Source organism: Caldimonas brevitalea, assembly GCF_001017435.1.
In the GTDB taxonomy this organism is placed as follows: Bacteria; Pseudomonadota; Gammaproteobacteria; order Burkholderiales; family Burkholderiaceae_C; genus Caldimonas; species Caldimonas brevitalea.
In genome coordinates, this window is sequence record NZ_CP011371.1 from 5,896,102 (window position 1) to 5,917,202 (window position 21,101).

Below are 21,101 nucleotides of genomic sequence, written 5' to 3' on the forward strand. Positions count from 1 at the left end.
GGGCGAATCGCCGCCTCGCAAGGGCGCCTCGGGCGGCAGGCGGGCGGATGTCGCCCGCGGCCGCGCCCGGCGCGGCCCAGACAGGGCGCGAGTTTTTCCTATCGTCGCGATAGCCGGGCGCCGGCGCCCGGTCACCCCCGGTGGGCGCGGTCCCTTTTTCGCCCGCCAACAAGCAAAAAGGCCTCCTTGCGGAGGCCTCCGGGCGGGTTCCCCTTGCGGGGAGCCGGCGGTGGTTCAGTTGTGATAGGCGGTCTCGCCGTGCGAGGTGATGTCGAGGCCCTCGCGCTCGGCTTCCTCGGGCACCCGCAGGCCGACCAGCAGGTCGACCACCTTGTAGGCGACCAGCGACACGACGGCGGACCACACGATGGTGATCAGCACGCCCTTGGCCTGCACGAACAGCTGGTGGGCGATCGAGAACTCGGCGGCACCGGTGCCGCCCAGGCCCGGCGCGGTGAACACGCCGGTCAGCAGCGCGCCCAGGATACCGCCCAGACCGTGCACGCCGAACACGTCGAGTGCGTCGTCCGCACCGAGCATGCGCTTCAGGCCGTTGACACCCCACAGGCAGACGATGCCGGCGACCAGGCCGATCACGATCGCGCCCATCGGGCCGACCGTGCCGCAGGCCGGCGTGATGGCGACCAGACCGGCCACGGCACCCGACGCGGCGCCGAGCATCGACGCCTTGCCCTTGGACAGCGATTCACCGCCGATCCACGACAGCGTGGCGGCCGCGGTGGCGAGCAGCGTGTTGATCAGCGCCAGGGCGGCGCCGGCATTGGCTTCCAGGTTGGAGCCGGCATTGAAGCCGAACCAGCCCACCCACAGCAGCGAGGCGCCGACCATGGTCAGCGTCAGCGAGTGCGGCGGCATCGCTTCCTTGCCGTAGCCGATGCGCTTGCCCACCAGGTAGGCGCCCACCAGGCCGGCGACACCGGCGTTGATGTGCACCACCGTGCCACCGGCGAAGTCGATCGCGCCGTCCTTGAACAGCAGGCCCTCGGCGAACCAGACCATGTGGGCGATCGGCAGGTAGCTGAAGGTGAACCACAGCACCGAGAACAGCAGCACGGCCGAGAAGCGCACTCGCTCGGCGAAGGCGCCGACGATCAGGCCGCAGGTGATGGCCGCGAAGGTCGACTGGAAAGCGACGAAGACGTACTCGGGGATCTTCACGCCCGCCGTGAAGGTGTCCGCCAGCGAATCTTTGGTGATGCCGGCCAGGAACAGCTTGTCGAAGGTGCCGATGAACGAGCCGCCCCCACCGAACGCGAGCGTGTAACCGTAAACGGCCCACAACACGACGATCAGCGCGAACACCACGAACACCTGCATCAGCACCGACAGCATGTTCTTGGCGCGCACCAGGCCACCGTAGAACAGGGCCAGGCCGGGGATGGTCATCAGGATCACGAGCAGGGTCGACGTCAGCATCCAGGCGACGTCGCCCTTGTCGACGGTGGGCGCCGGGGACGCGGCGGCGGCCGCACCCTCCACGGGCGCTGCGGCATCGGTCGCGGCGGCCGCGGCGGCCGGCGCGGCTTCAGTGATGGCGGTGGCGGCAGGTGCCGAGGCGGCGTCCTGCGCCCAGGCCAGGTCGCCGATGCCCAGGGCCGCAGCCGAGAGCGCCAGAATCGCGAGAAGTTTCTTCATTGGTAGTCTCACTGTCGCCTCAGAGGGCGTCCTTGCCGGTTTCGCCAGTGCGGATGCGCACCACCTGTTCGAGTGTGGAGACGAAGATCTTGCCGTCGCCGATCTTGCCGGTGCGGGCGGCGGTCTCCACGGCTTCGATCACCTGGTCGACCACCGCATCGTCGACGGCCGCCTCGATCTTGACCTTCGGCAGAAAGTCGACAACGTACTCGGCGCCCCGGTACAGCTCGGTGTGTCCTTTTTGACGACCGAAGCCTTTCACTTCGGTCACCGTGATGCCCTGAACACCGATGTTGCTCAGGGCCTCACGCACTTCATCAAGCTTGAACGGCTTGACGATGGCGGTCACCATCTTCATGGGTTGCTCCTTTATAGGGAAGGTGAGGCGGGATCGGCGCCCTAGCATTGCGCCCAGCCGGGAAGCCGGAGTGCATGATCTGTGCCATGAACTGACGGGGTGCACGCGCCCCATAACGGCGCTGTAACGGGCTGCAAGCGCGATTTTTCTGCACCTGTTCTGTGCTTGCCGCGACTTTGCACCAAGAAGGAACATTTTGGGCGCTTCCATCGGCCCGCGGTGTACTGACCGTGGTGCATGGAGGCTGCCGGGCCGACACGGCGCCGTCTCGCGGACGCCGGCGGCCGACCGACCGACCAACAAGTTTCGAGGGAGGGGGTTCGCATGTCGCTTGCCGTCATCCGCAGCCGCGCGCTCGCCGGTTTGCAGGCACCCGAGGTCACGGTGGAAGTGCACCTGGCCAACGGGCTGCCCAGCTTCACCCTGGTGGGGCTGGCCGACACCGAAGTCAAGGAAGCCCGCGAGCGGGTGCGCGCCGCGCTACTGAACAGCGGTCTGACGTTTCCGCACAACAAGCGCATCACGGTGAATCTGGCGCCGGCCGACCTGCCCAAGGAATCGGGCCGCTTCGACCTGCCGATCGCGCTGGGCATCCTGGTGGCCAGCGGCCAGCTGCCGCCTGAGCGCGTGGCCGATCATGAATTCGCCGGCGAGCTGTCGCTGGCGGGAGACCTGCGGCCGGTGCGCGGCGCGCTGGCCATGAGCCTGGCGCTGCATCGCCAGGGCGCTGCGCACGCGATGGTGCTGCCCTGGGCGAGTGCGGAGGAAGCGGCGCTGGTCGAGCCGGCCCGGGTCTACGGTGCCCGGCACCTGCTCGACGTGGTGCAGGCCCTGCTCGGCGAGAACAGCAGCAGCAGCAGCATCAACGGCGACGGCGCGCCCGGCCCGCACGGCGAGAGGCGCCAGGGCTGGCAGAGAGTGCGCCCCCCTGCCGCGGGCGGCGCGGCCCCACCCTGCCCCGACCTGCGCGACGTGAAAGGCCAGTCGCTGGCCAAGCGTGCACTGGAAGTCGCCGCCGCCGGAGGCCATAGCGTGCTGATGGTCGGCCCCCCGGGCAGTGGCAAGTCGATGCTCGCCCAGCGTTTCGCCGGCCTGCTGCCGCCGCTGTCCACCGACGCCGCCCTCGAATCGGCCGCGCTGCTGAGCCTGGCCGGCGGTTTCGAGCCGGCACGCTGGCGGCAGCGCGTCTTCCGCAGCCCGCACCACAGCGCTTCATCGGTGGCACTGGTCGGGGGTGGCTCGCCGCCACGCCCCGGCGAGATCTCGTTGGCCCACCACGGCGTGCTGTTCCTCGACGAACTGCCGGAATGGTCGCGCGCCGCGCTCGAAGCCTTGCGCGAGCCGCTGGAAAGCGGGCGCATCACGATCTCGCGCGCCGCCCGCCAGTCGGAGTTCCCGGCACAGTTCCAGTTCATCGCCGCGATGAACCCCTGCCCTTGTGGCTGGTACGGCTCGACCCAGCGCAGCTGTCGCTGCAGCCCGGACGTGGTGGCCCGCTACCAAGGCCGGCTCAGCGGCCCGCTGCTGGACCGCCTCGATCTGCACGTCGAGGTGGGCGCCTTGTCGCCAGCCGAGTTACGCGCCACGCCGGACGGCGAGCCGAGTGCGGCCGTGGCGCAGCGCGTGTCCGCGGCGCTGGAGCGCCAGCAGCGCCGTCAAGGCGTTGCCAATGCGCAACTCGATTCGGCCGGCGTCGACCGGCACTGTGCGCTCGGCGCCTCCACGGCCGACTTCCTGTGTGCCGCCGCCGAGCGGCTGGGCTGGTCGGCGCGCAGCTACCACCGGGTGCTGAAGCTGGCCCGCACCGTGGCGGACCTTGCCGGCGCTGACACCATCGAGCGGGCGCAGCTGGCCGAAGCGATACAGCTGCGGCGGGGGTTGGTGGCGGGATGAGCGCCGCCCGAAAGTGCGCTGCGGGAGCCGGCCCGAGCCAGGTCAGCCGCTCCCGGTAACGCTATTCGTGACGCTTGCCGGCCGCCGCCTGCGGCGCATGCTTGCGCGGGCTCTGCGTGACTTTGGTGCCCTGGCCGCGCTGCGGATCGTTCTGTGACTCAACGGGCGGACCGGCGTTCTTTTCGTTGCTTCCGGACCCGGCGCTCGGGGTACGCGGGTGATTGTGCTGGGTATGGGCCATGACTCGATTCCTTTCAGATCTCGATGGAACGATCAACCGCCACGCTTGGCGGCCACAGGTGCGGGCGCCTTCTTGCCCTCACCACCTGACTTGCGGCCCGTCGCGGCCATTCCGTGCTCCGTGTCGCTGAGCTTCCTGGCATGACTGCTTTCGTCGTTGCGGGTGTGACCGCTGTTGGTGTTGCTCGCACGATGTTTCGTAGGACTGGACATCTCGGATCTCCTTCATCACGTTGGCAGGACCAGCAGCAGTCCATGCCCATCCCTCATCGAGCAATGCACATTCCTCGATTCGGCTTTGTCGACGGCCGCCCGGCACCTCCGGGTGGCCAACGTCGACGACCGCCTGCAGCTCTCGATCCGCTGCGGCGGCAGGTGGTCTTGATCCACCGCGCCTCCCTGTTCGATCGCCAAGCATCACTTCGCCTTGGCATCCGTGCCTCAGCGGCTGCCCGAGCGATTCGAGGACGGGCGAGGAAGTGGTGAGCGGCTGCGGAACGCCACTTGCACGCACGTTGCGCATGCAAGGCAATGTTTTCACTGGCGGACCGCCACCGGGCCGTTTCGCCCAGAACCTCGACGAGGAGCCCCTACCGCCCACGCTGTGGCGAGCGTATCGAGGTGAGGGCTTTCCGCTCGACAGCTGGCAGGTGCACGACGACGACGTGATGCAGGCGATTTCCGGCGCACCGGCCGTCGATCTCGTCTCGGCCGAGCGCTACGCCGACTTCGTGCTCGATTTCGAATGGGCCCTGCCTGCGGGTGGCAACTCAGGCGTTTTGTACCGGGTGCACGAGTCCGCGTCGGCCGCCTGGCAAAGCGGACCCGAAATGCAATTGCTCGACGACACACGGCACCCCGATGCTCGCGAGCCTGTCACCCGATGCGGGTCCGTCTATGGCATCGCACCGCCGGCCCCATTCCCACTCCCGCCCATCGGAGGTTTTGTCGCCTCACGCATCGTCGTACGGGGCTGGCACGTCGAACACTGGCTCGGCGGCCGCCTGGTGCTGAGCTGCGACCTGGACGAGGGCGGGCTCCGGGCCCGGATCGCGGACACCAAGTTCGCCGAGTTTCCGAACTTCGCTCGGGAACGCGAAGGCCACATCGTCCTTCAGCACCATGGCGCTGCGGTTCGTTTCAGACGGCTCCGCATCCGCAGGCTCTAGAGCGGACGCAGTGCCCAGCAGGGCAGCCCTGCCCTCGGCCCGCGCGCCGAGCAGGCTGTTCGCATTTGACGTCTCGAATTCGCATGGCGGCCCGGCCCTGCGGCGGAGGGCGCGTTGAATCGATGGCTCTACCTCGCCGTATGGCCGGGCCCGACTGTGGTGCCGCGAATCTTCCCGCGTCCACGACCGCCCCGCCCCTTGGGACCCCACCTTTCTCACCGGACAGCGTGAACATGAACCCAGACCGCAAGGGAGCGAGCAACACCTCGGCGTCGCATCCGCACAGTGCCGCCACGGAGGAGGCTGCGGGGGCGCCGGCGCGTGCTCGCATCGAGGACGGCGGCGTACGGAAGCCTGGGCGCTTCGATCTCAGTGGCAGCCCCCGCACGCAGGCGGTGGAGCGACACCGCATCTTCGAGCCGCTGCAGGCGTGCGCCGCGCTGCTCGACCGGCTGCCCGCGCTGTTGCGGGACCCCGAGCAAGGCCCTGCCCTGCGCCAAGTCTGCGCCGCGCTGGAACAGACGTCACAGCGCATCGTCGACGCCGGCCTGGGGGATGACGAGGAATGGCGGCGCGCGGCGCCGGCCATGTATCGGGGTTTGCTCGCGGCGTCGCGGGTCCTCACCCATCTGCACGAAAAGACGCTGCGCAGCAGCCGTTGGTAGGCCAGGGGCCCAGCGAATCAAGGGGCCCCGGCCTTGGCCTGCGCGTTCTTCAAGATCGCGGTGATCCGCTGGCGCACCTGCTCCGCCTCGGCCGCGTTGGGCGCCGGATGCAGCCCGCCGGCCTGGGCTTGCAGGAAGCCGTTGAGCAACTGCAGCGCCCCGTTGCTGCCGCCCTCTCGCAACAGCTTGGCGGCATAACGGGACCACTCGGCATCGCCCATCCGGAACAAACAGCCGGCCAGCAAGGCGCTGGTCAACGCGGGATCGATGCGGGTCGCCACCTCGATCTGCTTCAGCAGGCGCACCGCGCCGATCCAGTTTTCCAGCCGGATCTGCAGCCGCACTTCGGCGAGCGTCGCCTGGCCCTCGTCGTAATGCAGGCGCAGCGCGGCGGCGAGGATGTCTTCCAGGTCGTCGTGCCGTGCGGTCGCGAGGCCCAGCGAGAAGATCTTCATCAACACCTTCAAGGCCAGGTCGCTGCCCGGAAGCGGATGGGGTTGATCGGATGACATAGGGCGAAAGGCGGAGGGGCACCTGCCAAAGGACGCCGGCGGGTGCCCGCTGACCTATGCCTCAGAAGTCGTTCTCTTGGTTCAGGTCGCCGGCCGAGACCGTCACCTGGTTGGCGTCCCAGGTCACGCTGCCATCGCGACCATCGTCGCCCTCGGCCTCGTCAGGGCCGCCAAACGCTTTGAAGATGCCCTGGTCCCCGGTCTCCAGTCGCTCCCGTTCCTTGGTGGCGCCGGAGTTGAGCGTGATGCTGCCGTCCTGGCCCATGACGCCCACGTGGTTGCCGCTGCCGTTGTACAGATTGCCCTGGCTGTCGGCCTGCAGGTGCAGCGCCTCACCACCGGCGGCGGTGTTGATCTTCACGTCGCGCAGCCCCTGGCCGGCGCCGTAGCCGTCGTCAGCGGCCGTGCCCTGACCGGTCGGCCCGGGCCCGGCCGGCGGCTGCGAGTTCGGATACTGCCCCGTCTGGTACTGCGGCTGTTGTTGGAACTGCCCGCCGTCGAACTGCTGCTGTTGGCCGCCATAAGGTTGCTGGCCACCATAGGGTTGCTGGCCCCCGTAAGGCTGCTGGCCGCCGTAGGGGTCCTGCTGATCCAACGGTGCGCCGGCGAGTTGCTCGACCAGGTTCTCCAGGTTCTCCAGCAGGTTCTGGGCTTGGGCCAGCAGTTGCGTCGGGTCGGTGGGGGCCCCAGCGCCATACGGCTGAGCGGTGGGGATGGTCGGGTGCAAATAGGTTTCGCTGATGGGATTCAAGATCGTTGCTCCTGAGTGGGGTTTGAACAAGAGGGCAAGGCGCCCGAATTCACGATAGCGACGGGTGCTAGGGACCACTTCGACGAAACGAACGCATCCATCGGAATGCGAAGCACGCGTCGTCGGATTTGGCGTCGGCGTACCTGACGAGCACGCTCGAAAGCGCGAGCGGTGTTCAACAGGTGATGGACGGTTGTCGACCCATTTCGTGGACCCGGTTTGCCCTCGGCGCTGCCGCCCCTTCATCGCATGCCGCACACTCTCGGTAGGGCTCCCGTTCGTCGGGTCCTTCCGCGCGTTCATGCTCTGCTTCCACAACGCTGCTTTCACAACGCTGCTTTCACAATGACTTCCCAGATGCTTCAAGTCACCCCCCTCCGCACCCTCCAGCTGGACCCAGGACCCGACACGACCGCCCCGCTCCACTTGAGCGCCGCGAGCGGCCTGGTGCGCGTCGGTGAACGCCTCTACGTGGTGGCCGACGACGAAAACGCGCTGGGCGTCTTCGACCTGTCGAACGATGGAGCCGGCCAGCGCTTTCGCGTCTTCGAGGGCGCGCTGCCGGCGGGCCATCCCGAGCGCAAGGCCACCAAGCCGGACCTGGAAGCATTGACCTTGCTGCCAGCCTTCCCCGACCACCCGTTCGGCGCGCTGTTGGCCGTGGGTTCGGGATCGCGTCCTACACGCTTGCGCGCAGCGCTGGTGCCTCTCGATAACCGGGGGGAGATCGACGGTGCAGCGCGGCCGGTCGACCTGACGCCGCTGCTCGAGCCACTGCGCTTGCACTTCCCCGAGCTGAACATCGAGGGCGCCTTCGTCGCGCCAGATCGGCTGTGCTTGCTGCAACGCGGCAACCGGGCGACGCCGGTCAATGCTTGTGTCACCTTCACCTGGCCCGAGGTCGAACGCTGGCTGTGCGGCGCAGGCCCCGCACCTGCCGCTGTGTCGATCACCCGCTTCGATCTGGGCCTGCTCCATGGCACGCCCCTGTGCTTCACCGACGGTTGCGCGCTGCCCGACGGCGGATGGGTGTTTTGCGCGGCGGCCGAGGACACGCCCGACAGCTACGCCGACGGGCGCTGTCTGGGCTCGGCCGTGGGTGTCGTCGACGCGGCCGGAAGCGTCCGGGCCCTGGAAGCGCTGAACCTCGTCTGCAAGGTCGAGGGCATCGACGCCACCTTGCGCGGCGACCGCATCGACCTCCTGATGGTCACCGATGCCGACGACCGCGACCTTCCCGCGCGCTTGCTGTCGGCCACGCTGAGCCTGCCACCGACGAGCTGAACGGCGGGTTGCACCGGTCTCCCGGGCCGCGCTCCCATGGCTCGAGCGAGCGCCCCCGAAGTGAGGGGCCCGGGCACGAACGCCCAGTGCTACATCTCTCGCCGGAGCCGATCCAGATTCGGACGGCGTCCGGAAAGCGAGGTTTCAGGGAGATGAACAAGACGCTGTTGGCGCCATGCGCGGCGCTCATCCTTTCGGTTCTGCACGGTCCTCTCGACGCAGCGCCGGCCTACCAGGCCTTGCCTCTGCCATACGAGCCCGACTCGGTGCGGTCCATCACACTCGGTGAACGCGGCCACTTGGTCGTCTCGGTCAGCGGGTCGCCTTCGATGTACGTGCACGGACCTGACGGCACCGTCAGCCTGCTGCCGCCGCTGGGCACGAGTCCTCGTGGCTATGGCGACAGCGTCGCGTACGGCGTCAATGCGGCAGGCCAGGTAGCCGGCCATTCGAGCTACTTCGCCTCGGGCGTGTACGGCGGCAGCCGCGCGGCGATGTGGTCGCAAGGTCGCGTCACCTACCTCGGGGACTTCGGCCACGACCGGTGGGGCGAGGCCTACGGCGTGGCCCGTTTCATCAACGCGCGAGGTCAGGTGGCCGGCGACGCCTACACCTACAACACCTCGGGCGACGTCGAGAACTACAGCACCGGGTTCCTGTGGTCCGAGGGACGGCGGGTGCAGCTGGCCGGCTTCTCGGGCGCGACAGCCGGCATCTCGGCCCGCATTGAGGCATTGAACGTACACGGTCAGATCGCTGGCAACGTGGGCTGGTCCGATGGCGAGACGCATTACTCCAAGGCGGTGATCTGGGACAGCCACGGCGTCCCGACCGCGCTGCCAGGGCCCGACAGCCGCGCCATCTCGTTGAATGACGCCGGGCGGGCCGTCGGGGTGGCCTGGGGCAGCGAAGGCGGAGCGCGCGGCCTGCTGTGGCGCGACGGTGCCGCCATCGACCTGGGGCATCTCTGGCTGGATGGCCATGGGAACAGTTGGATCGAGCCGGTCAAGATCAACAACCGCCAACAGGTGCTGGTCCAGGCCTCCAAGTATGTGAACGGGGAACCGGCCGGCTACCGGGCCGCGTTGTGGGAAGCGGGCGTGCTGCGCGAGATCGATGCGTCAGCGGTGGTGGGGCACGATGGCCGGGTGCGGCCGATCGACCTCAACGGCGCCGGGCACGTGGTGGCCGCCAGCACCGTCGCGCTCGTGTCGTTCGACGGGCGCTCCTTCCAGGACCTGAATCGCCTGGTCGACACCGCAGCGCTGGCCGGTTGGACCCTGCGGGAACCGACGCAGATCAATGATGCGGGCCAGATCGTCGTGCGGGGCTGGCACGACGCGACCGGCCGTTCGTCCTACTTCCTGTTGACCCCGGTGCCGGAGCCCTCGAAGGGCCTGATGCTGGGGTTGGGCCTGTTCGCCACCGTCCGTCGAGGACGGCGGCCTCTCGCGTTCGGGCCGTTGCGTGCGGGCGCCCTCCTCCGCGGTGTGGTGCCCTTGCTGCTGCTCGCCGGCGGTTCCGTGTCGGCGGGGGAGAACCTGCTGCGCAACGGCGAGTTCGAGGAACGCCGCCTCTACGACCCCGACCTCTACTGGCCGCTGGACGTGCCCGAGCACTGGGACACGCCCCGGTTCAGCGCCGACGATCAGATCGCCGGCGGCGAGCTGTTCCAGAATGCGGTGTTGTGGTCGGACAAGCGTCTGCCGACGGCGGACGGCCGGCCCGACCCCGCCGTCTGGATGTTCAACGCGGCGGCCTTCGGGCAGGCCTTCACGGTGACCGAGGCCGGTCACTATCGCTTGAGGTGGACCGATGCCGGCACCTACTCGGTTCGCTATCCGTGGGAGAAGAGCATTCCCTTTTACGGTGACGAGCACCGCGGCCAGCGTTATGCGGTGCAGTTGGGGGACCAGTTGCTCGGTGAGTACCAGGCGGTGCACGGGCAGGCCGACCGGTGGCACGAACTGGATCTCACGTTGACGCCGGGCACCCACTCCCTGAGCTTCGCCGGCCTCTACCACGGCGAGATCGAGCGCTTTGGCGGCTCGAACCAGTATGCGCGGCAGACGGTGGTCTACTTCGCCGCCTTCGACAACGTCTCGGTCACCGCGATGCCGGAGCCCGGCACTTGGGCGCTCGTCGGGCTAGGCTTGCTCGGTTTGGCCGGCGCCAGCCGCCGGCGCCGACACTCGTGCGAGTCGGCCGCGAACGGCGCCGGGGTCGCGAGCCGCAGCGACTGACGCCGGCGTGCAGCACCAGCGCCGGCGTCAGCAGGGGCGGCCAAGCGTCAGCGTCGGGCGCGGCGCGCCGCCACCAGCGCAGCGAGACCGGCGAGCACCAGGGCCGCGCTGGCGGGTTCGGGCACCACAGCCGTCACCCCGAAAGCCGACGCGGTGGCCCGCGCCGACAAGTAGCCGAACAGCGGCGCCGCGCTCAGGTTGTGAAAGCTGATCGACAGCAGCCCCGAGTTGTCCAGGTCGTCCACCGCCGCGTCGACCGCGGTGATGGCGCTGCGTTGGCTGAAGCTGTCCTGCGGGCCGCTGCCATCGCCCGGGTCGGCACCGCGGATGCGCAGGAAGGCTTCGGCCCGGGCATGTTCGTAGGCGTGACCCTCGGCGCCGGCGGCACCGGTGTCGAGCGCCGTCACGCTCGCGTCGGCCGTGACCGTGAGCGCCGTGTGCGGTGACACGCTGATGCCGAAGTCGTCCGCGAAGAAGACGTTGCTCTCCGCCGAGGCAAAGGCGGTCGCGCTGCCGCGCGCCAGGCTGACCGCACGCGCCTGCAAGGACGTGTCGGTGGTGCTGGCCTCAGCCTGCTGGAGGGTGACCGACCGGGTGAGGTTCAGCGTCGCGATGAAGGAGAAGTCGGCCAGGATGGCGTCGTCGTGCGTGCCCAGCCCGCTGTGGTCGACCGACACCGTCAGCTCGGTGCGCTGGCGGTTGGGCGCGTCCGGGTCGGCCACGATCGAGAACGACGGCGCGATGCCGTCGTCCGGTGCGAGGTCGACCAGCGAGAACTGCAACTCGCTCAAACGCGCTTCAGCCACGGCACCCGCTCGACCAGGGCCGGCCAGCACCATGCCGACCACGAAAACACACACCACGGACACACCGGACAGTCGAGACGGCATCGCAGGGCTCCTTGCAGTTGGGGGCAGGGGCACACGTCGAGGGCGGCAAAGGCGTTTTCACCCAGAACAGGCTCCGAACGGCACTATCGACGACAGGGGCATCGCGGGCCACCCCTGAACAAAGGGGCGAGTGCGGCTTGAAAAGTCGAGCTGCATGTTCTATTGACGCGCGCGCCTTCGTGCGTCTTTGTGCATCTTCCTTGTTGACGCGCGCGTCTTCGCTTGACGTGCCCGCCCCCGTCCTCCACAGCCGCGAGCGGGTCACTGCGCCCCTAATGCCGGCTTCACGACGTCTTCCTACAGTCAGCCCCAGTCCTCGTCGCACACACACTCGCGTGCTGCGAGGGGTACGACCTGCGTTGACACCCACCCGATGGAGATCATCAAGATGAACCAGCCCGCTGCAGATCAGGACGACACCCTCTTGGTGGCTCCGCCGCCGCTGCCCGACCCCGGCCGCCGGCGCATGCTTGGCAGCGCTGCCGCCGGGACGGTGGGCGGCCTGGTGGCCGGCCTGGCCGGAGGTGTGGCGCTGGCGCAGGACGCGCGCCAGCCGGCGCTTCCGCCCCGTGTCGGCCCGCGCCGCTTCGACGGCAAGGTGGTGCTGGTGACCGGCGGCACCTCGGGCATCGGCCGTGCCGCGGTCTGGGCCTTTGCGGCCGAAGGCGCGCGCGTGAGCTTTTGCGGCCGCCGCGACGCCGCGGGCCAGGCGCTGGTCAGCGCCGTGACGGCGGCGGGCGGCGAAGCCCACTATCAACACGCCGACGTGCTGAACGAGGGTGAGGTGCGCGACTTCGTCAACCGCACGGTGCAGCGCCTGGGCCGGCTGGACATCGCCTTCAACAACGCCGGCATCTCGATCGAAAAGCCGCTGCACGAGTTCGGCACCGACGAATGGGACCGCGTGCAGCACACCAACGTGCGCGGTGTCTTCCTGGCGATGAAGTATGAGTTGCCGCACATGATGTCGGCCGGCGGCGGCGTGGTGCTGGTCACCTCGTCGATCGCCGCGCTGGGCAGCCACCCCGGCCGCTCGGCCTATAGCGCGAGCAAACGAGCCTTGCTGGGCCTGGTGCAGGGCGCCGCGCTCGACTATGCGCGCCACAACATCCGCATCAACGCCCTGCTGCCCGGGACCGTCGACACCCCGCTGGTGCGCGGGCTGGCGGGCATGACCGAAGTGCCGGATGCCATGTGGCAGGTGATGGCACGTCAATGGGCGAAGCTGAACGTGCCGGGCCAGCAACGCATGGCCACCGCCGAGGAGATCGCGGCCTTTGCGCTGGCCTTGTGCAGCGACGACTTCCCCTACATGACCGGCTCACACATGGTGCTGGACGGCGGCAAGACGTCGCTGGGCTGACGGGCACTGGGTGACCGGTGTCGGCTCGCCTCGAGCGGCACCGAAGACCGGCCGAGGCGCGCGAGATCTCAGGCGAGGGCCGCGGCGCGCTGCTCCGTTCGCACGGGTGCGGCACCTGACGCGAAATAGGCGTCCAGCTGACGCTGCGCGTCCTGGCCGAACAACAGCCGGCAAGCCTCCGGCAACCCCTTCGACGCCTGCAGTCGCGCCCGCCCCAGCGTCAACTCGATCTTGGTGCGCCGGCGCAGGAAATCTTCCAGCGTCGTCACCATCTCGCGCCGCGCACACAGCGCCAACTCGCAGCGCATGTAGTCGGTGCCTTCGATGACGATCTCGGCCGCGCTCGGGTCGGCGCGCAGCGTTTCGAGCAGCTCGAACGCCGCCTCGCCGTACAGACGCCACAACCGCTCGCCGCTCCCCTCCTCGCCGGCCGCCGCCGAGGGGGTGGGCAGCGCCAGCTCGGCGCACTGCCGCAACAACAGCTCGCGCTGCTCGGGCCGGCCTTCACCGTACCAGCGGCGGCGCGGGTGCGGCAGCGGCACGCCCATCTTGACGATCTCTTCGCACAGTTCCTCGCCGACGTTGAGGCAGTCGGTCAGCTTGCCGCCGAAGATGCTCACGTGCCGGCGCTCGCGGTTGCTTTCGACCACATGCTTGCGCGACATCTGCAGCCAGTCGGGCGTGCCGCCACCGCCCTGCTTGACCACCAGCGGTCGCACGCCGCAGCGCTCGGCAATGATGTCGCTCGTCTGCAGCGGCCGCGCCAGTTTCAAGCGCTTGTTGATGTTGTCCAGCACGAAGCGGCGGTCGGCCTCGGTGACCTGCGGCAGCGGGTCGTCGACCCGGGTGTCGGTGGTGCCGATGCAGGTCTTGTCGCCCATCGGGATCGCAAAGAACAAGCGGCCGTCGTCGGCGAAGAAGGTCAGGATGCGGCGGCTGTCGGTGATGCGGTCGACGATCAGGTGGATGCCCTTGGAGTACACGTGCGCATGCTGCGTGGTCTGCCGGCTGCGGATGTTGTGCTGGTCGACGAAGGCGCCGCAGGCGTTGACCAAGGTGCGCGCGAGGATCTTGAAACGTTCGCCGCTGATGCGGTCGACGGCCTGCACCTGCCACAGGCCGTCGCTGCCGCGCACTGCGCTTTGCGATTCGACGTAGTTGGCGGCCGCCGCGCCGGCGTCGAGCGCCGCGCGGATGAACTGGAATACGAAGCGCGCGTCGTTGTCGATCAAATAGGCGTCCGAATACTCGAAGCCGCCGTCGCAGCCGTCGAGGTTGATGACCGGCTCCTCGGCGCGGATCGTCGCCGTCGACATCCAGCGCGGGATGCGGGTCTGGCCCCGCCCCATCAGCCAGTAGAGCCAGGTGCCGGCGTACAGCTTGGCCAGCGAGTGCCGGAAGCCCGTTTCGTGCACCGTGAAGAAGCGCATTTCGCGCACCGACGACGGATAGCTGCGCATCAAGTGGTTGCGCGACGCGCACAGCTTGTTCACCAATGCGAACTCGAACGACTCCATGTATTTGATGCCGCCCCACACCAGGTTGGACGACTGCTGGCTGGCGACGCCGGCGAAATCGCGCGCATCGATCAAGCCGACGCGGGCGCCGCGTTCGGCCAGCGCGGCCGCCGTGACCGCGCCGTTGATGCCGCCGCCGACGACCAGGGTGTCGAACACGGCGGTTTTGAGTCGGGAAACACAGGTGGAACGCAAGGACATGGCAGACAAAAGCAGGACAAAAGGCAGCCGGTGGAGGAGCGGGCCGAAGGCCACGCTGGCAACCAGTGTCAGTTGAACCGCGCCGAAAGTCAACAAAAAGGAACACACTCGATCATTACGTTTGCGTTAAACGAAAACAAACGAACATTTTTGACGGAAAAACGGCGGACGCCGCAACGTGGCGCGCAGCGTGCTGAAGGCGGGCGAGCGCCCAGGCTGGGCCTGCAAAGGGCGTGGGAACGAGCACCGGAGTCGGCCGTTCGACACAGCGCGGGCGAAAGAGGACCACGTGGGCAGGGGCGGGCCGGATTGGCCGGCATGCATGGGCGCCAGGCGCCACTTCGATCGGCACCTCTTCGGCCTGCGGCGGAGAGCGCAAGCCGTGGCCGTGTTGCCCGGCGTTGCCCCGGGCTCGCGGGCGCCGCGTCGATCAGGTTCCGAGCAACTCCCGATCGTGCGCCATCAAGTGGCGTTCGCCCTCTTCGAGGATGAAATAGCGAAACGCTTCGGCGGCGGGCGACAACACCTTGGACGACGGACGCACGACGTTCCAGGTGCGCATCACTGGCGTGCCCTCGATGGGCAACACCGCCATCAGGCCGCTGCGAAGTTCGAGGCCGATGGTGTGCAGCGACAGAAAGCTGACCCCCATGCCCGCCATCACCGCCTGCTTGATGGTCTCGTTGCTCGAGATCTCGATGCGGCTGCAAGGCTCGAAACGGTGCTCCCGGAACACATCTTCCATCGCACTGCGGGTGCCCGACCCGGCCTCGCGCACCAGCAGGGCCTCATGGTCGAGGGCCGACAGCGGCGCCGGCCCGCGCTTGAGCAGCGGATGGTCGGGCAGCCCGACGAACACCAGCGGGTGGGCGGCGAACGGCTCGGAGCGGGTCGACAGGTCTTTCGGCGGCCGCCCCATGATGGCGAGGTCGACCTCGTTGTTGGCCATCAATGTGACCAATTGCTCCCGGTTGGCCGACACGTTGAGGCGCAACTCGACACCGGGATGCTGGTCGCGAAAGCGGGCCAGCAAGCGCGGCACGAAGTACTTCGCCGTGCTGACCAGCCCGATGCTGAGTCGCCCTGCCTCGACCCGCTTGAAACGGGCCATCGCATCCTCGGCTTCCTTCAGCGTTCCGAGCAGGCGTTTGGCATAGACCAGGAAGTACTCGCCGGGGGTGCTGAGCGACACCGTGCGCCCTTCACGGTGAAACAGCTGCATACCCACACTGGCCTCCAGATCCTTGACCTGCATCGTGACGGCCGGAGGGGTCAGGTGCAGCGTCTGCGCGGCACGCACGAAGCTGAGGTCACGTGCCACTTCGACAAAGATCCGCAGCTGCCGGAAGGTGACGCTTTTCATTCAGGCGCGCTTAATCGATGGCTAACGATCTTTGAATGTACCTGAGCCTTCAGCCTTTCTACAGTGCTCCCATCGCACCCTGAACCTGGCTCGAAGGAGGCCCCTCGTGAACAAGCCTGTCGAAGAAGGCGTCATCACCGACGCCAAGAAGCGCTACAGCGCCGGCGTCCTCAAGTACCGTCAGATGGGCTACTGGATGCCCGACTATGTGCCGCGCGACACCGACACCATCTGTTTGTTCCGCATCACACCGCAAGAAGGTGTGGACCCGGTCGAGGCCGCGGCCGCGGTGGCGGGCGAATCGAGCACCGCCACCTGGACCGTGGTCTGGACCGACCGGCTCACCGCCTGCGACAACTACCGTGCCAAGGCCTACAAGGTCGAACCGGTGCCCGGCACGCCGGGCCAGTACTTCGCCTGGGTCGCCTACGACCTGATCCTGTTCGAGGAAGGCTCGATCGCCAACATGACGGCCAGCCTGATCGGCAACGTCTTCAGCTTCAAGCCGCTGAAGGCCATCCGCCTCGAAGACATCCGCATCCCGGTCGCCTACGTCAAGACCTTCAAGGGCCCGCCCACCGGGCTGATCGTCGAGCGCGAACGGCTCGACAAGTTCGGCCGGCCCTTGCTGGGGGCCACCACCAAGCCCAAGCTCGGTCTGTCCGGGCGCAACTACGGTCGAGTGGTTTACGAAGGCCTCAAGGGCGGGCTCGACTTCATGAAAGACGACGAGAACATCAACTCGCAGCCCTTCATGCACTGGCGCGACCGCTATCTCTATGTGATGGACGCGGTGAACAAGGCGAGCGCGGCGACCGGCGAGGTCAAGGGCAGCTATCTGAATGTGACCGCCGCGACGATGGAAGACATGTACGAGCGCGCCGAGTTCGCCAAGGAGCTGGGTTCTGTGATCGTGATGGTCGATTTGGTGATCGGCTGGACGGCGATCCAGTCGATGGCCAACTGGGCCCGCAAGCACGACATGATTCTGCACATGCACCGGGCCGGCCACGGCACCTACACGCGGCAGAAAACGCATGGCGTGAGCTTCCGGGTGATGGCGAAGTGGCTGCGCCTGGCCGGCTGCGACCACCTGCATGCGGGCACGGCGGTCGGCAAGCTCGAAGGCGACCCGATGACCGTGCAGGGCTACTACAACGTCTGCCGCGACAGCTACACCCGCCAGGACCTGCCGCGCGGCCTGTTTTTCGACCAGGACTGGGCCGACCTGAAGAAGGTGATGCCGGTGGCCTCGGGCGGCATCCACGCCGGCCAGATGCACCAGCTGCTCGACCTGTTCGGCGACGACGTGGTGCTGCAGTTCGGCGGCGGCACCATCGGCCACCCGCAGGGCATCCAGGCCGGTGCGGTGGCCAACCGGGTCGCGCTCGAGGCGATGGTGAAGGCCCGCAACGAGGGCCTCGACCTGAAGGCCGAAGGCCCCGAGGTGCTGCGCCGCGCCGCGCAGTTCTGCGCGCCGTTGAAGCAAGCGCTCGACACCTGGGGCGACGTGACCTTCAACTACACCCCCACCGACACCTCCGACTACGCCGTCACCGCGGCGGTCGCCTGAAGGAGAGCCGCTCATGATGACCAACCCGACCGGGCGCTTGACCCAGGGCCAGTTCAGCTTTCTGCCCGACCTGACCGACGCCGAGATCGCGCTGCAGATCGAGTACGGCCTCAACCGGGGTTATGCCTGGAGCGTCGAATACACCGACGATCCGCATCCGCGCAACACGTATTGGGAGATGTTCGGCCACCCGATGTTCGACCTGCGCGACGCGGCCGGCGTGCTGATGGAGTTGAACCACTGCCGCAAGACCTTCCCGCGCCACTACATCCGCTTGCTGGCCTTCGACTCGACCCGGGGTGTCGAAAGTGTCGCGATGAGCTTCATCGTCAACCGTCCGGCGGTCGAACCCGGCTTCGGCACCGAGCGCCAGGAAGGCCCGGGCCGCACCTTGCGCTACACCGCGCGCGCCTACTCGGCGCGCTCGCCCGAAGGGGAGCGTTATGGCCAGTGACACTCGCCGGCACCGCGGCGCCGGGGTTTTGCCTGCCGGGAGCCGATGATGGCCCAGCCCCTCTACGCCATCCCCGGCACCGTGTCCGCCCCCCCACCCCAGGCCGAGCGCGGCGATGCCCCCGACACCCCTGCCGCGACCGTGGCCGAAGTGCTGGCGCAGACACGGGTGGAAGAAGTACTGGACGAGCTCGACCGTGACCTGGTCGGCCTGGCACCGGTGAAGCAACGCATCCGCGACATGGCGGCCTTGCTGGTGATCGACCGCCTGCGGGCCCACCATGGCCTGGCGGCTGCGTCGCCGTCGCTGCACATGAGCTTCACCGGCAACCCGGGCACCGGCAAGACCACCGTGGCGATGCGCATGGCGCAGATCCTGCACCGGCTCGGCTACGTGCGCAAAGGGCACTTGGTGGCGGTGACGCGCGACGACCTGGTGGGCCAGTACATCGGCCACACGGCGCCCAAGACGCGCGAAGTGCTCAAGAAGGCGATGGGCGGCGTGCTGTTCATCGACGAGGCCTACTACCTCTACCGCCCCGAGAACGAGCGCGACTACGGGCAGGAGGCGATCGAGATCCTGTTGCAGGTGATGGAGAACCAGCGCGACGACCTGGTGGTGATCCTGGCCGGCTACAAGGAGCGGATGGACACCTTCTTCCGCAGCAACCCCGGGATGTCCTCGCGCATCGCACACCACCTCGAGTTCCCCGACTACAGCCTCGACGAGTTGCTGCGCATCGGCGACCAGCTGCTGGCGCAGCAGCACTACCGCTTCGGCGAGGGTGCGCGGGCCGCTTTCGACGCCTACCTGACACGGCGCCTCACGCAGCCTCATTTCGCCAACGCCCGCAGCGTGCGCAACGCCCTCGACCGTGTCCGCTTGCGCCAGGCGAGCCGCTTGTTCGGCGACCGCGAGCGGCGCTTCACACGCGAGCAGCTCAGCACCATCGCCCCGGAAGACATCCTGGCCAGCCGCGTGTTCCAGAGCGTGGCCCCATCGTCCCCTGCAGAGGAGCATCCGAGATGAGCAACGTCGACCTCGCGAGCTGGCTGGCCCTCCATGCCCCGGCGCTGGCACCGACCCTGGAGGCCATCGCCGCCGCCTGCGTGCAGATTGCCGAGGTGGCCCACCGCGGCGGGCTCGCGGGTCTCTACGGCGCTGCGGGCACCGACAATCCGAGCGGCGAGCCGCAGCAAAAGCTCGATGTGATCGCCGACGAACACCTGGCCGAAGCCTTGGCGGCCTGCCCGCAGGTCGCCGGGTGGGCCAGCGAGGAGCATGAGCAGCCGATCGCCTCGCCTCGCCATGCCGAGCAAGGCGAGTATCTGGTGGTGTTCGACCCGCTCGACGGCTCGTCCAACATCGAGGCCAACATCTCGGTCGGCACCATTTTTTCGGTGCTGCCGCATACGATGCGCTCGGCCGCGCCGACCACCGCGTCGTTCTTGCAGCCCGGACGGCGCCAGCGTGCGGCCGGCTATGTGTTGTACGGTCCGGCGACGCTGCTGGTGCTGAGTGTCGGCAGCGGCGTGTGCCTGTTCACACTGGACCGCGACACCCGGACCTGGCGCTTGACGCGCGAACAACTGCTGGTGCGCCCGTCCACCTCCGAGTTCGCCATCAACACCTCCAACCAGCGCTTCTGGGAGAGGCCGGTGCAGCGCTATGTGGCCGAGTGCGTGGCCGGCGAGAGCGGGCCGCGCGGGCGCGACTTCAACATGCGCTGGGTCGCGAGCCTGGTCGCCGAGGTGCACCGCATCTTCACGCGCGGCGGCGTGTTCCTGTATCCGCGCGACTCGAAGGAGCCGCGCAAGCCCGGTCGGCTGCGCCTGCTGTATGAAGCCGCGCCGATGGCGTGGCTGATGGAGCAGGCGGGCGGCGGCGCCGTCACCGGGACCAGCCACCTGCTCGACGTCGTGCCCGACGTGCTGCACCAGCGTGTGCCGGTGATCCTCGGGTCGCGCAACGAGGTGGAACTGATCGTGCGCTACCACGCCGACCCGAACGAGAACGTCTCGTGGCAGCTGTTCAAGCACCGTTCCTTGTTCATCCAGCCGCAAGCTTGAACCGCCTCCGGAGACGCCATGTCGAGGAAACACCCCATCATCGCGGTCACCGGGTCGAGTGGCGCCGGCACCACCACGGTCAAGCGCACCTTCGACAACATCTTCCGTCGCGAAGGCATCACCGCGGCGATGATCGAGGGCGACGCCTTCCACCGCTACACGCGCGTCGAGATGAAGGAGCGCATCGAGCGCGCCGATCGCGAAGGCCTGCCCGTGAGCCACTTCGGCCCGGAGGCCAACGAGTGGTCGCGTCTGGAGCAGCAGTTTCGCGCCTATGGCAGCGAGGGCCGCTGCCAGACCCGCCACTACCTGCACAACCAGGAGGAAGCGGCCGCCTACGGCCAGGCCCCCGGCACCTTCACGCCATGGCAGGACACCCCTGTCGACACCGACCTGCTGTTCTACGAAGGCCTGCACGGCTGCGTCAAGACGGCCGAGGTCGACATCGCGCGCCACGTCGACCTGAAGATCGGCGTGGTGCCCATCATCAACCTCGAATGGATCCAGAAGCTGCACCGCGACACGCGCGACCGCGGCTATTCCAAAGAGGCGGTGGCCGACACGATCTTGCGACGCATGCACGACTACGTGCACTACATCTGCCCACAGTTCGGCGAGACCGACATCAATTTCCAGCGCGTGCCGGTGGTGGACACCTCCAACCCCTTCATCGCGCGCGACATTCCCACCGCCGGCGAGAGCATGACGGTGATCCGCTTCAAGAACCCGCGTGGCATCGATTTCCCCTACCTGCTCTCGATGATCGGCGACTCCTTCATGTCGCGCGCCAACACCATCGTCGTGCCCGGCGGCAAGATGGACCTGGCGATGCAGCTGATCCTGACGCCGATGATCTTGCGACTGGTCGAGATCGGCCGCGTTCAACACGCGTGAGGTACA

19 protein-coding genes are annotated in these 21,101 nt (G+C 68.1%); 11 read left to right on the forward strand and 8 right to left on the reverse strand.

Annotated features, from left to right (window positions below; genetic code table 11):
* Positions 1-234: 234 nt before the first annotated feature.
* Positions 235-1,656 (reverse strand): ammonium transporter, encoded by a 1,422-nt coding sequence (locus AAW51_RS25140; protein ID WP_047196815.1) that lies wholly within the window; start codon positions 1,654-1,656, stop codon positions 235-237.
* 19 nt (positions 1,657-1,675) lie between these two features.
* Positions 1,676-2,014 (reverse strand): P-II family nitrogen regulator, encoded by a 339-nt coding sequence (locus tag AAW51_RS25145; protein ID WP_047196816.1) that lies wholly within the window; start codon positions 2,012-2,014, stop codon positions 1,676-1,678.
* Positions 2,015-2,338: 324 nt separating this feature from the next.
* Between AAW51_RS25145 and AAW51_RS25150 the strand changes: the two genes are divergently transcribed.
* Positions 2,339-3,907 (forward strand): YifB family Mg chelatase-like AAA ATPase, encoded by a 1,569-nt coding sequence (locus tag AAW51_RS25150; protein WP_047196817.1) that lies wholly within the window; start codon positions 2,339-2,341, stop codon positions 3,905-3,907.
* Between the two features lie 61 nt (positions 3,908-3,968).
* Here the strand turns inward: AAW51_RS25150 and AAW51_RS25155 are convergent, their stop codons facing one another.
* Positions 3,969-4,148, reverse strand: coding sequence for a hypothetical protein (locus AAW51_RS25155; RefSeq protein WP_047196818.1), 180 nt, complete (start codon positions 4,146-4,148; stop codon positions 3,969-3,971).
* A gap of 520 nt (positions 4,149-4,668) precedes the next feature.
* On the opposite strand from AAW51_RS25155, the gene AAW51_RS25160 reads away from it, so the two are divergent.
* Together AAW51_RS25160 and AAW51_RS28540 are read left to right on the forward strand one after the other, a co-directional pair.
* A complete protein-coding gene (locus AAW51_RS25160) occupies positions 4,669-5,316 on the forward strand; it encodes a 3-keto-disaccharide hydrolase (protein WP_083438564.1) in 648 nt (215 codons plus the stop codon).
* A 233-nt stretch (positions 5,317-5,549) separates the two neighbouring features.
* Positions 5,550-5,981: a hypothetical protein gene (locus tag AAW51_RS28540; RefSeq protein ID WP_053013894.1), complete on the forward strand. Its 432-nt coding sequence runs from the start codon at positions 5,550-5,552 to the stop codon at positions 5,979-5,981.
* A gap of 17 nt (positions 5,982-5,998) precedes the next feature.
* Here the strand turns inward: AAW51_RS28540 and AAW51_RS25170 are convergent, their stop codons facing one another.
* Positions 5,999-6,493 (reverse strand): HrpB1 family type III secretion system apparatus protein, encoded by a 495-nt coding sequence (locus AAW51_RS25170; protein WP_053013895.1) that lies wholly within the window; start codon positions 6,491-6,493, stop codon positions 5,999-6,001.
* 61 nt (positions 6,494-6,554) lie between these two features.
* Positions 6,555-7,244: a hypothetical protein gene (locus tag AAW51_RS28545; RefSeq protein WP_053013896.1), complete on the reverse strand. Its 690-nt coding sequence runs from the start codon at positions 7,242-7,244 to the stop codon at positions 6,555-6,557.
* 357 nt (positions 7,245-7,601) lie between these two features.
* On the opposite strand from AAW51_RS28545, the gene AAW51_RS25180 reads away from it, so the two are divergent.
* Positions 7,602-8,528 carry a DUF6929 family protein gene (locus AAW51_RS25180; protein WP_047196819.1) on the forward strand — a complete coding sequence of 309 codons (927 nt, stop codon included), beginning with the start codon at positions 7,602-7,604 and terminating at the stop codon, positions 8,526-8,528.
* Positions 8,529-8,680: 152 nt separating this feature from the next.
* Entirely contained in the window at positions 8,681-10,771 is a 2,091-nt protein-coding gene (locus tag AAW51_RS31020) for a PEP-CTERM sorting domain-containing protein (RefSeq protein WP_047196820.1), read from the forward strand.
* Between the two features lie 47 nt (positions 10,772-10,818).
* On the opposite strand, the gene AAW51_RS31025 is transcribed toward AAW51_RS31020, so the two are convergent.
* Positions 10,819-11,661, reverse strand: a complete 843-nt coding sequence (locus AAW51_RS31025; RefSeq protein ID WP_047196821.1) for a PEP-CTERM sorting domain-containing protein — start codon at positions 11,659-11,661, stop codon at positions 10,819-10,821.
* A gap of 388 nt (positions 11,662-12,049) precedes the next feature.
* Between AAW51_RS31025 and AAW51_RS25195 the strand changes: the two genes are divergently transcribed.
* A complete protein-coding gene (locus AAW51_RS25195; protein WP_238947693.1) occupies positions 12,050-13,024 on the forward strand; it encodes an SDR family NAD(P)-dependent oxidoreductase in 975 nt (324 codons plus the stop codon).
* 68 nt (positions 13,025-13,092) lie between these two features.
* Here the strand turns inward: AAW51_RS25195 and AAW51_RS25200 are convergent, their stop codons facing one another.
* Both AAW51_RS25200 and AAW51_RS25205 read right to left on the reverse strand, forming a co-directional pair.
* Positions 13,093-14,742, reverse strand: a complete 1,650-nt coding sequence (locus tag AAW51_RS25200; protein WP_047198285.1) for a glycerol-3-phosphate dehydrogenase/oxidase — start codon at positions 14,740-14,742, stop codon at positions 13,093-13,095.
* A 430-nt stretch (positions 14,743-15,172) separates the two neighbouring features.
* On the reverse strand, positions 15,173-16,105 hold the full coding sequence (locus tag AAW51_RS25205) for a LysR family transcriptional regulator (RefSeq protein WP_047196822.1): 933 nt from the start codon (positions 16,103-16,105) through the stop codon (positions 15,173-15,175).
* Between the two features lie 106 nt (positions 16,106-16,211).
* Here AAW51_RS25205 and AAW51_RS25210 point away from each other — a divergent pair, with 106 nt between their 5' ends.
* Genes AAW51_RS25210 through AAW51_RS25230 form a run of 5 tightly spaced genes read left to right on the forward strand, consistent with a single transcriptional unit; the run spans position 16,212 to position 21,095 of the window.
* On the forward strand, positions 16,212-17,678 hold the full coding sequence (locus AAW51_RS25210; protein ID WP_047196823.1) for a form I ribulose bisphosphate carboxylase large subunit: 1,467 nt from the start codon (positions 16,212-16,214) through the stop codon (positions 17,676-17,678).
* A gap of 13 nt (positions 17,679-17,691) precedes the next feature.
* Positions 17,692-18,132, forward strand: coding sequence for a ribulose bisphosphate carboxylase small subunit (locus AAW51_RS25215; protein WP_047196824.1), 441 nt, complete (start codon positions 17,692-17,694; stop codon positions 18,130-18,132).
* A 48-nt stretch (positions 18,133-18,180) separates the two neighbouring features.
* On the forward strand, positions 18,181-19,161 hold the full coding sequence (gene cbbX, locus AAW51_RS25220; protein WP_083438743.1) for a CbbX protein: 981 nt from the start codon (positions 18,181-18,183) through the stop codon (positions 19,159-19,161).
* Positions 19,158-20,201 (forward strand): class 1 fructose-bisphosphatase, encoded by a 1,044-nt coding sequence (locus AAW51_RS25225; RefSeq protein WP_047196825.1) that lies wholly within the window; start codon positions 19,158-19,160, stop codon positions 20,199-20,201. Before cbbX ends, AAW51_RS25225 begins: the two co-directional genes overlap by 4 nt.
* Before the next feature lie 18 nt (positions 20,202-20,219).
* Positions 20,220-21,095, forward strand: a complete 876-nt coding sequence (locus AAW51_RS25230) for a phosphoribulokinase (RefSeq protein ID WP_047196826.1) — start codon at positions 20,220-20,222, stop codon at positions 21,093-21,095.
* Positions 21,096-21,101: the final 6 nt, after the last annotated feature.

Excerpts from the sequence above, each read along its gene's own strand:
- AAW51_RS25140 (WP_047196815.1), bottom strand. The coding sequence starts at position 1,656 with ATGAAGAAACTTCTCGCGATTCTGGCGCTCTCGGCTGCGGCCCTGGGC.
- AAW51_RS25145 (WP_047196816.1), bottom strand. The coding sequence starts at position 2,014 with ATGAAGATGGTGACCGCCATCGTCAAGCCGTTCAAGCTTGATGAAGTG.
- AAW51_RS25150 (WP_047196817.1), top strand. The coding sequence starts at position 2,339 with ATGTCGCTTGCCGTCATCCGCAGCCGCGCGCTCGCCGGTTTGCAGGCA.
- AAW51_RS25155 (WP_047196818.1), bottom strand. The coding sequence starts at position 4,148 with ATGGCCCATACCCAGCACAATCACCCGCGTACCCCGAGCGCCGGGTCC.
- AAW51_RS25160 (WP_083438564.1), top strand. The coding sequence starts at position 4,669 with ATGCAAGGCAATGTTTTCACTGGCGGACCGCCACCGGGCCGTTTCGCC.
- AAW51_RS28540 (WP_053013894.1), top strand. The coding sequence starts at position 5,550 with ATGAACCCAGACCGCAAGGGAGCGAGCAACACCTCGGCGTCGCATCCG.
- AAW51_RS25170 (WP_053013895.1), bottom strand. The coding sequence starts at position 6,493 with ATGTCATCCGATCAACCCCATCCGCTTCCGGGCAGCGACCTGGCCTTG.
- AAW51_RS25180 (WP_047196819.1), top strand. The coding sequence starts at position 7,602 with ATGCTTCAAGTCACCCCCCTCCGCACCCTCCAGCTGGACCCAGGACCC.
- AAW51_RS31020 (WP_047196820.1), top strand. The coding sequence starts at position 8,681 with ATGAACAAGACGCTGTTGGCGCCATGCGCGGCGCTCATCCTTTCGGTT.
- AAW51_RS31025 (WP_047196821.1), bottom strand. The coding sequence starts at position 11,661 with ATGCCGTCTCGACTGTCCGGTGTGTCCGTGGTGTGTGTTTTCGTGGTC.
- AAW51_RS25195 (WP_238947693.1), top strand. The coding sequence starts at position 12,050 with ATGAACCAGCCCGCTGCAGATCAGGACGACACCCTCTTGGTGGCTCCG.
- AAW51_RS25200 (WP_047198285.1), bottom strand. The coding sequence starts at position 14,742 with ATGTCCTTGCGTTCCACCTGTGTTTCCCGACTCAAAACCGCCGTGTTC.
- AAW51_RS25205 (WP_047196822.1), bottom strand. The coding sequence starts at position 16,105 with ATGAAAAGCGTCACCTTCCGGCAGCTGCGGATCTTTGTCGAAGTGGCA.
- AAW51_RS25215 (WP_047196824.1), top strand. The coding sequence starts at position 17,692 with ATGATGACCAACCCGACCGGGCGCTTGACCCAGGGCCAGTTCAGCTTT.
- cbbX (WP_083438743.1), top strand. The coding sequence starts at position 18,181 with ATGGCCCAGCCCCTCTACGCCATCCCCGGCACCGTGTCCGCCCCCCCA.
- AAW51_RS25225 (WP_047196825.1), top strand. The coding sequence starts at position 19,158 with ATGAGCAACGTCGACCTCGCGAGCTGGCTGGCCCTCCATGCCCCGGCG.
- AAW51_RS25230 (WP_047196826.1), top strand. The coding sequence starts at position 20,220 with ATGTCGAGGAAACACCCCATCATCGCGGTCACCGGGTCGAGTGGCGCC.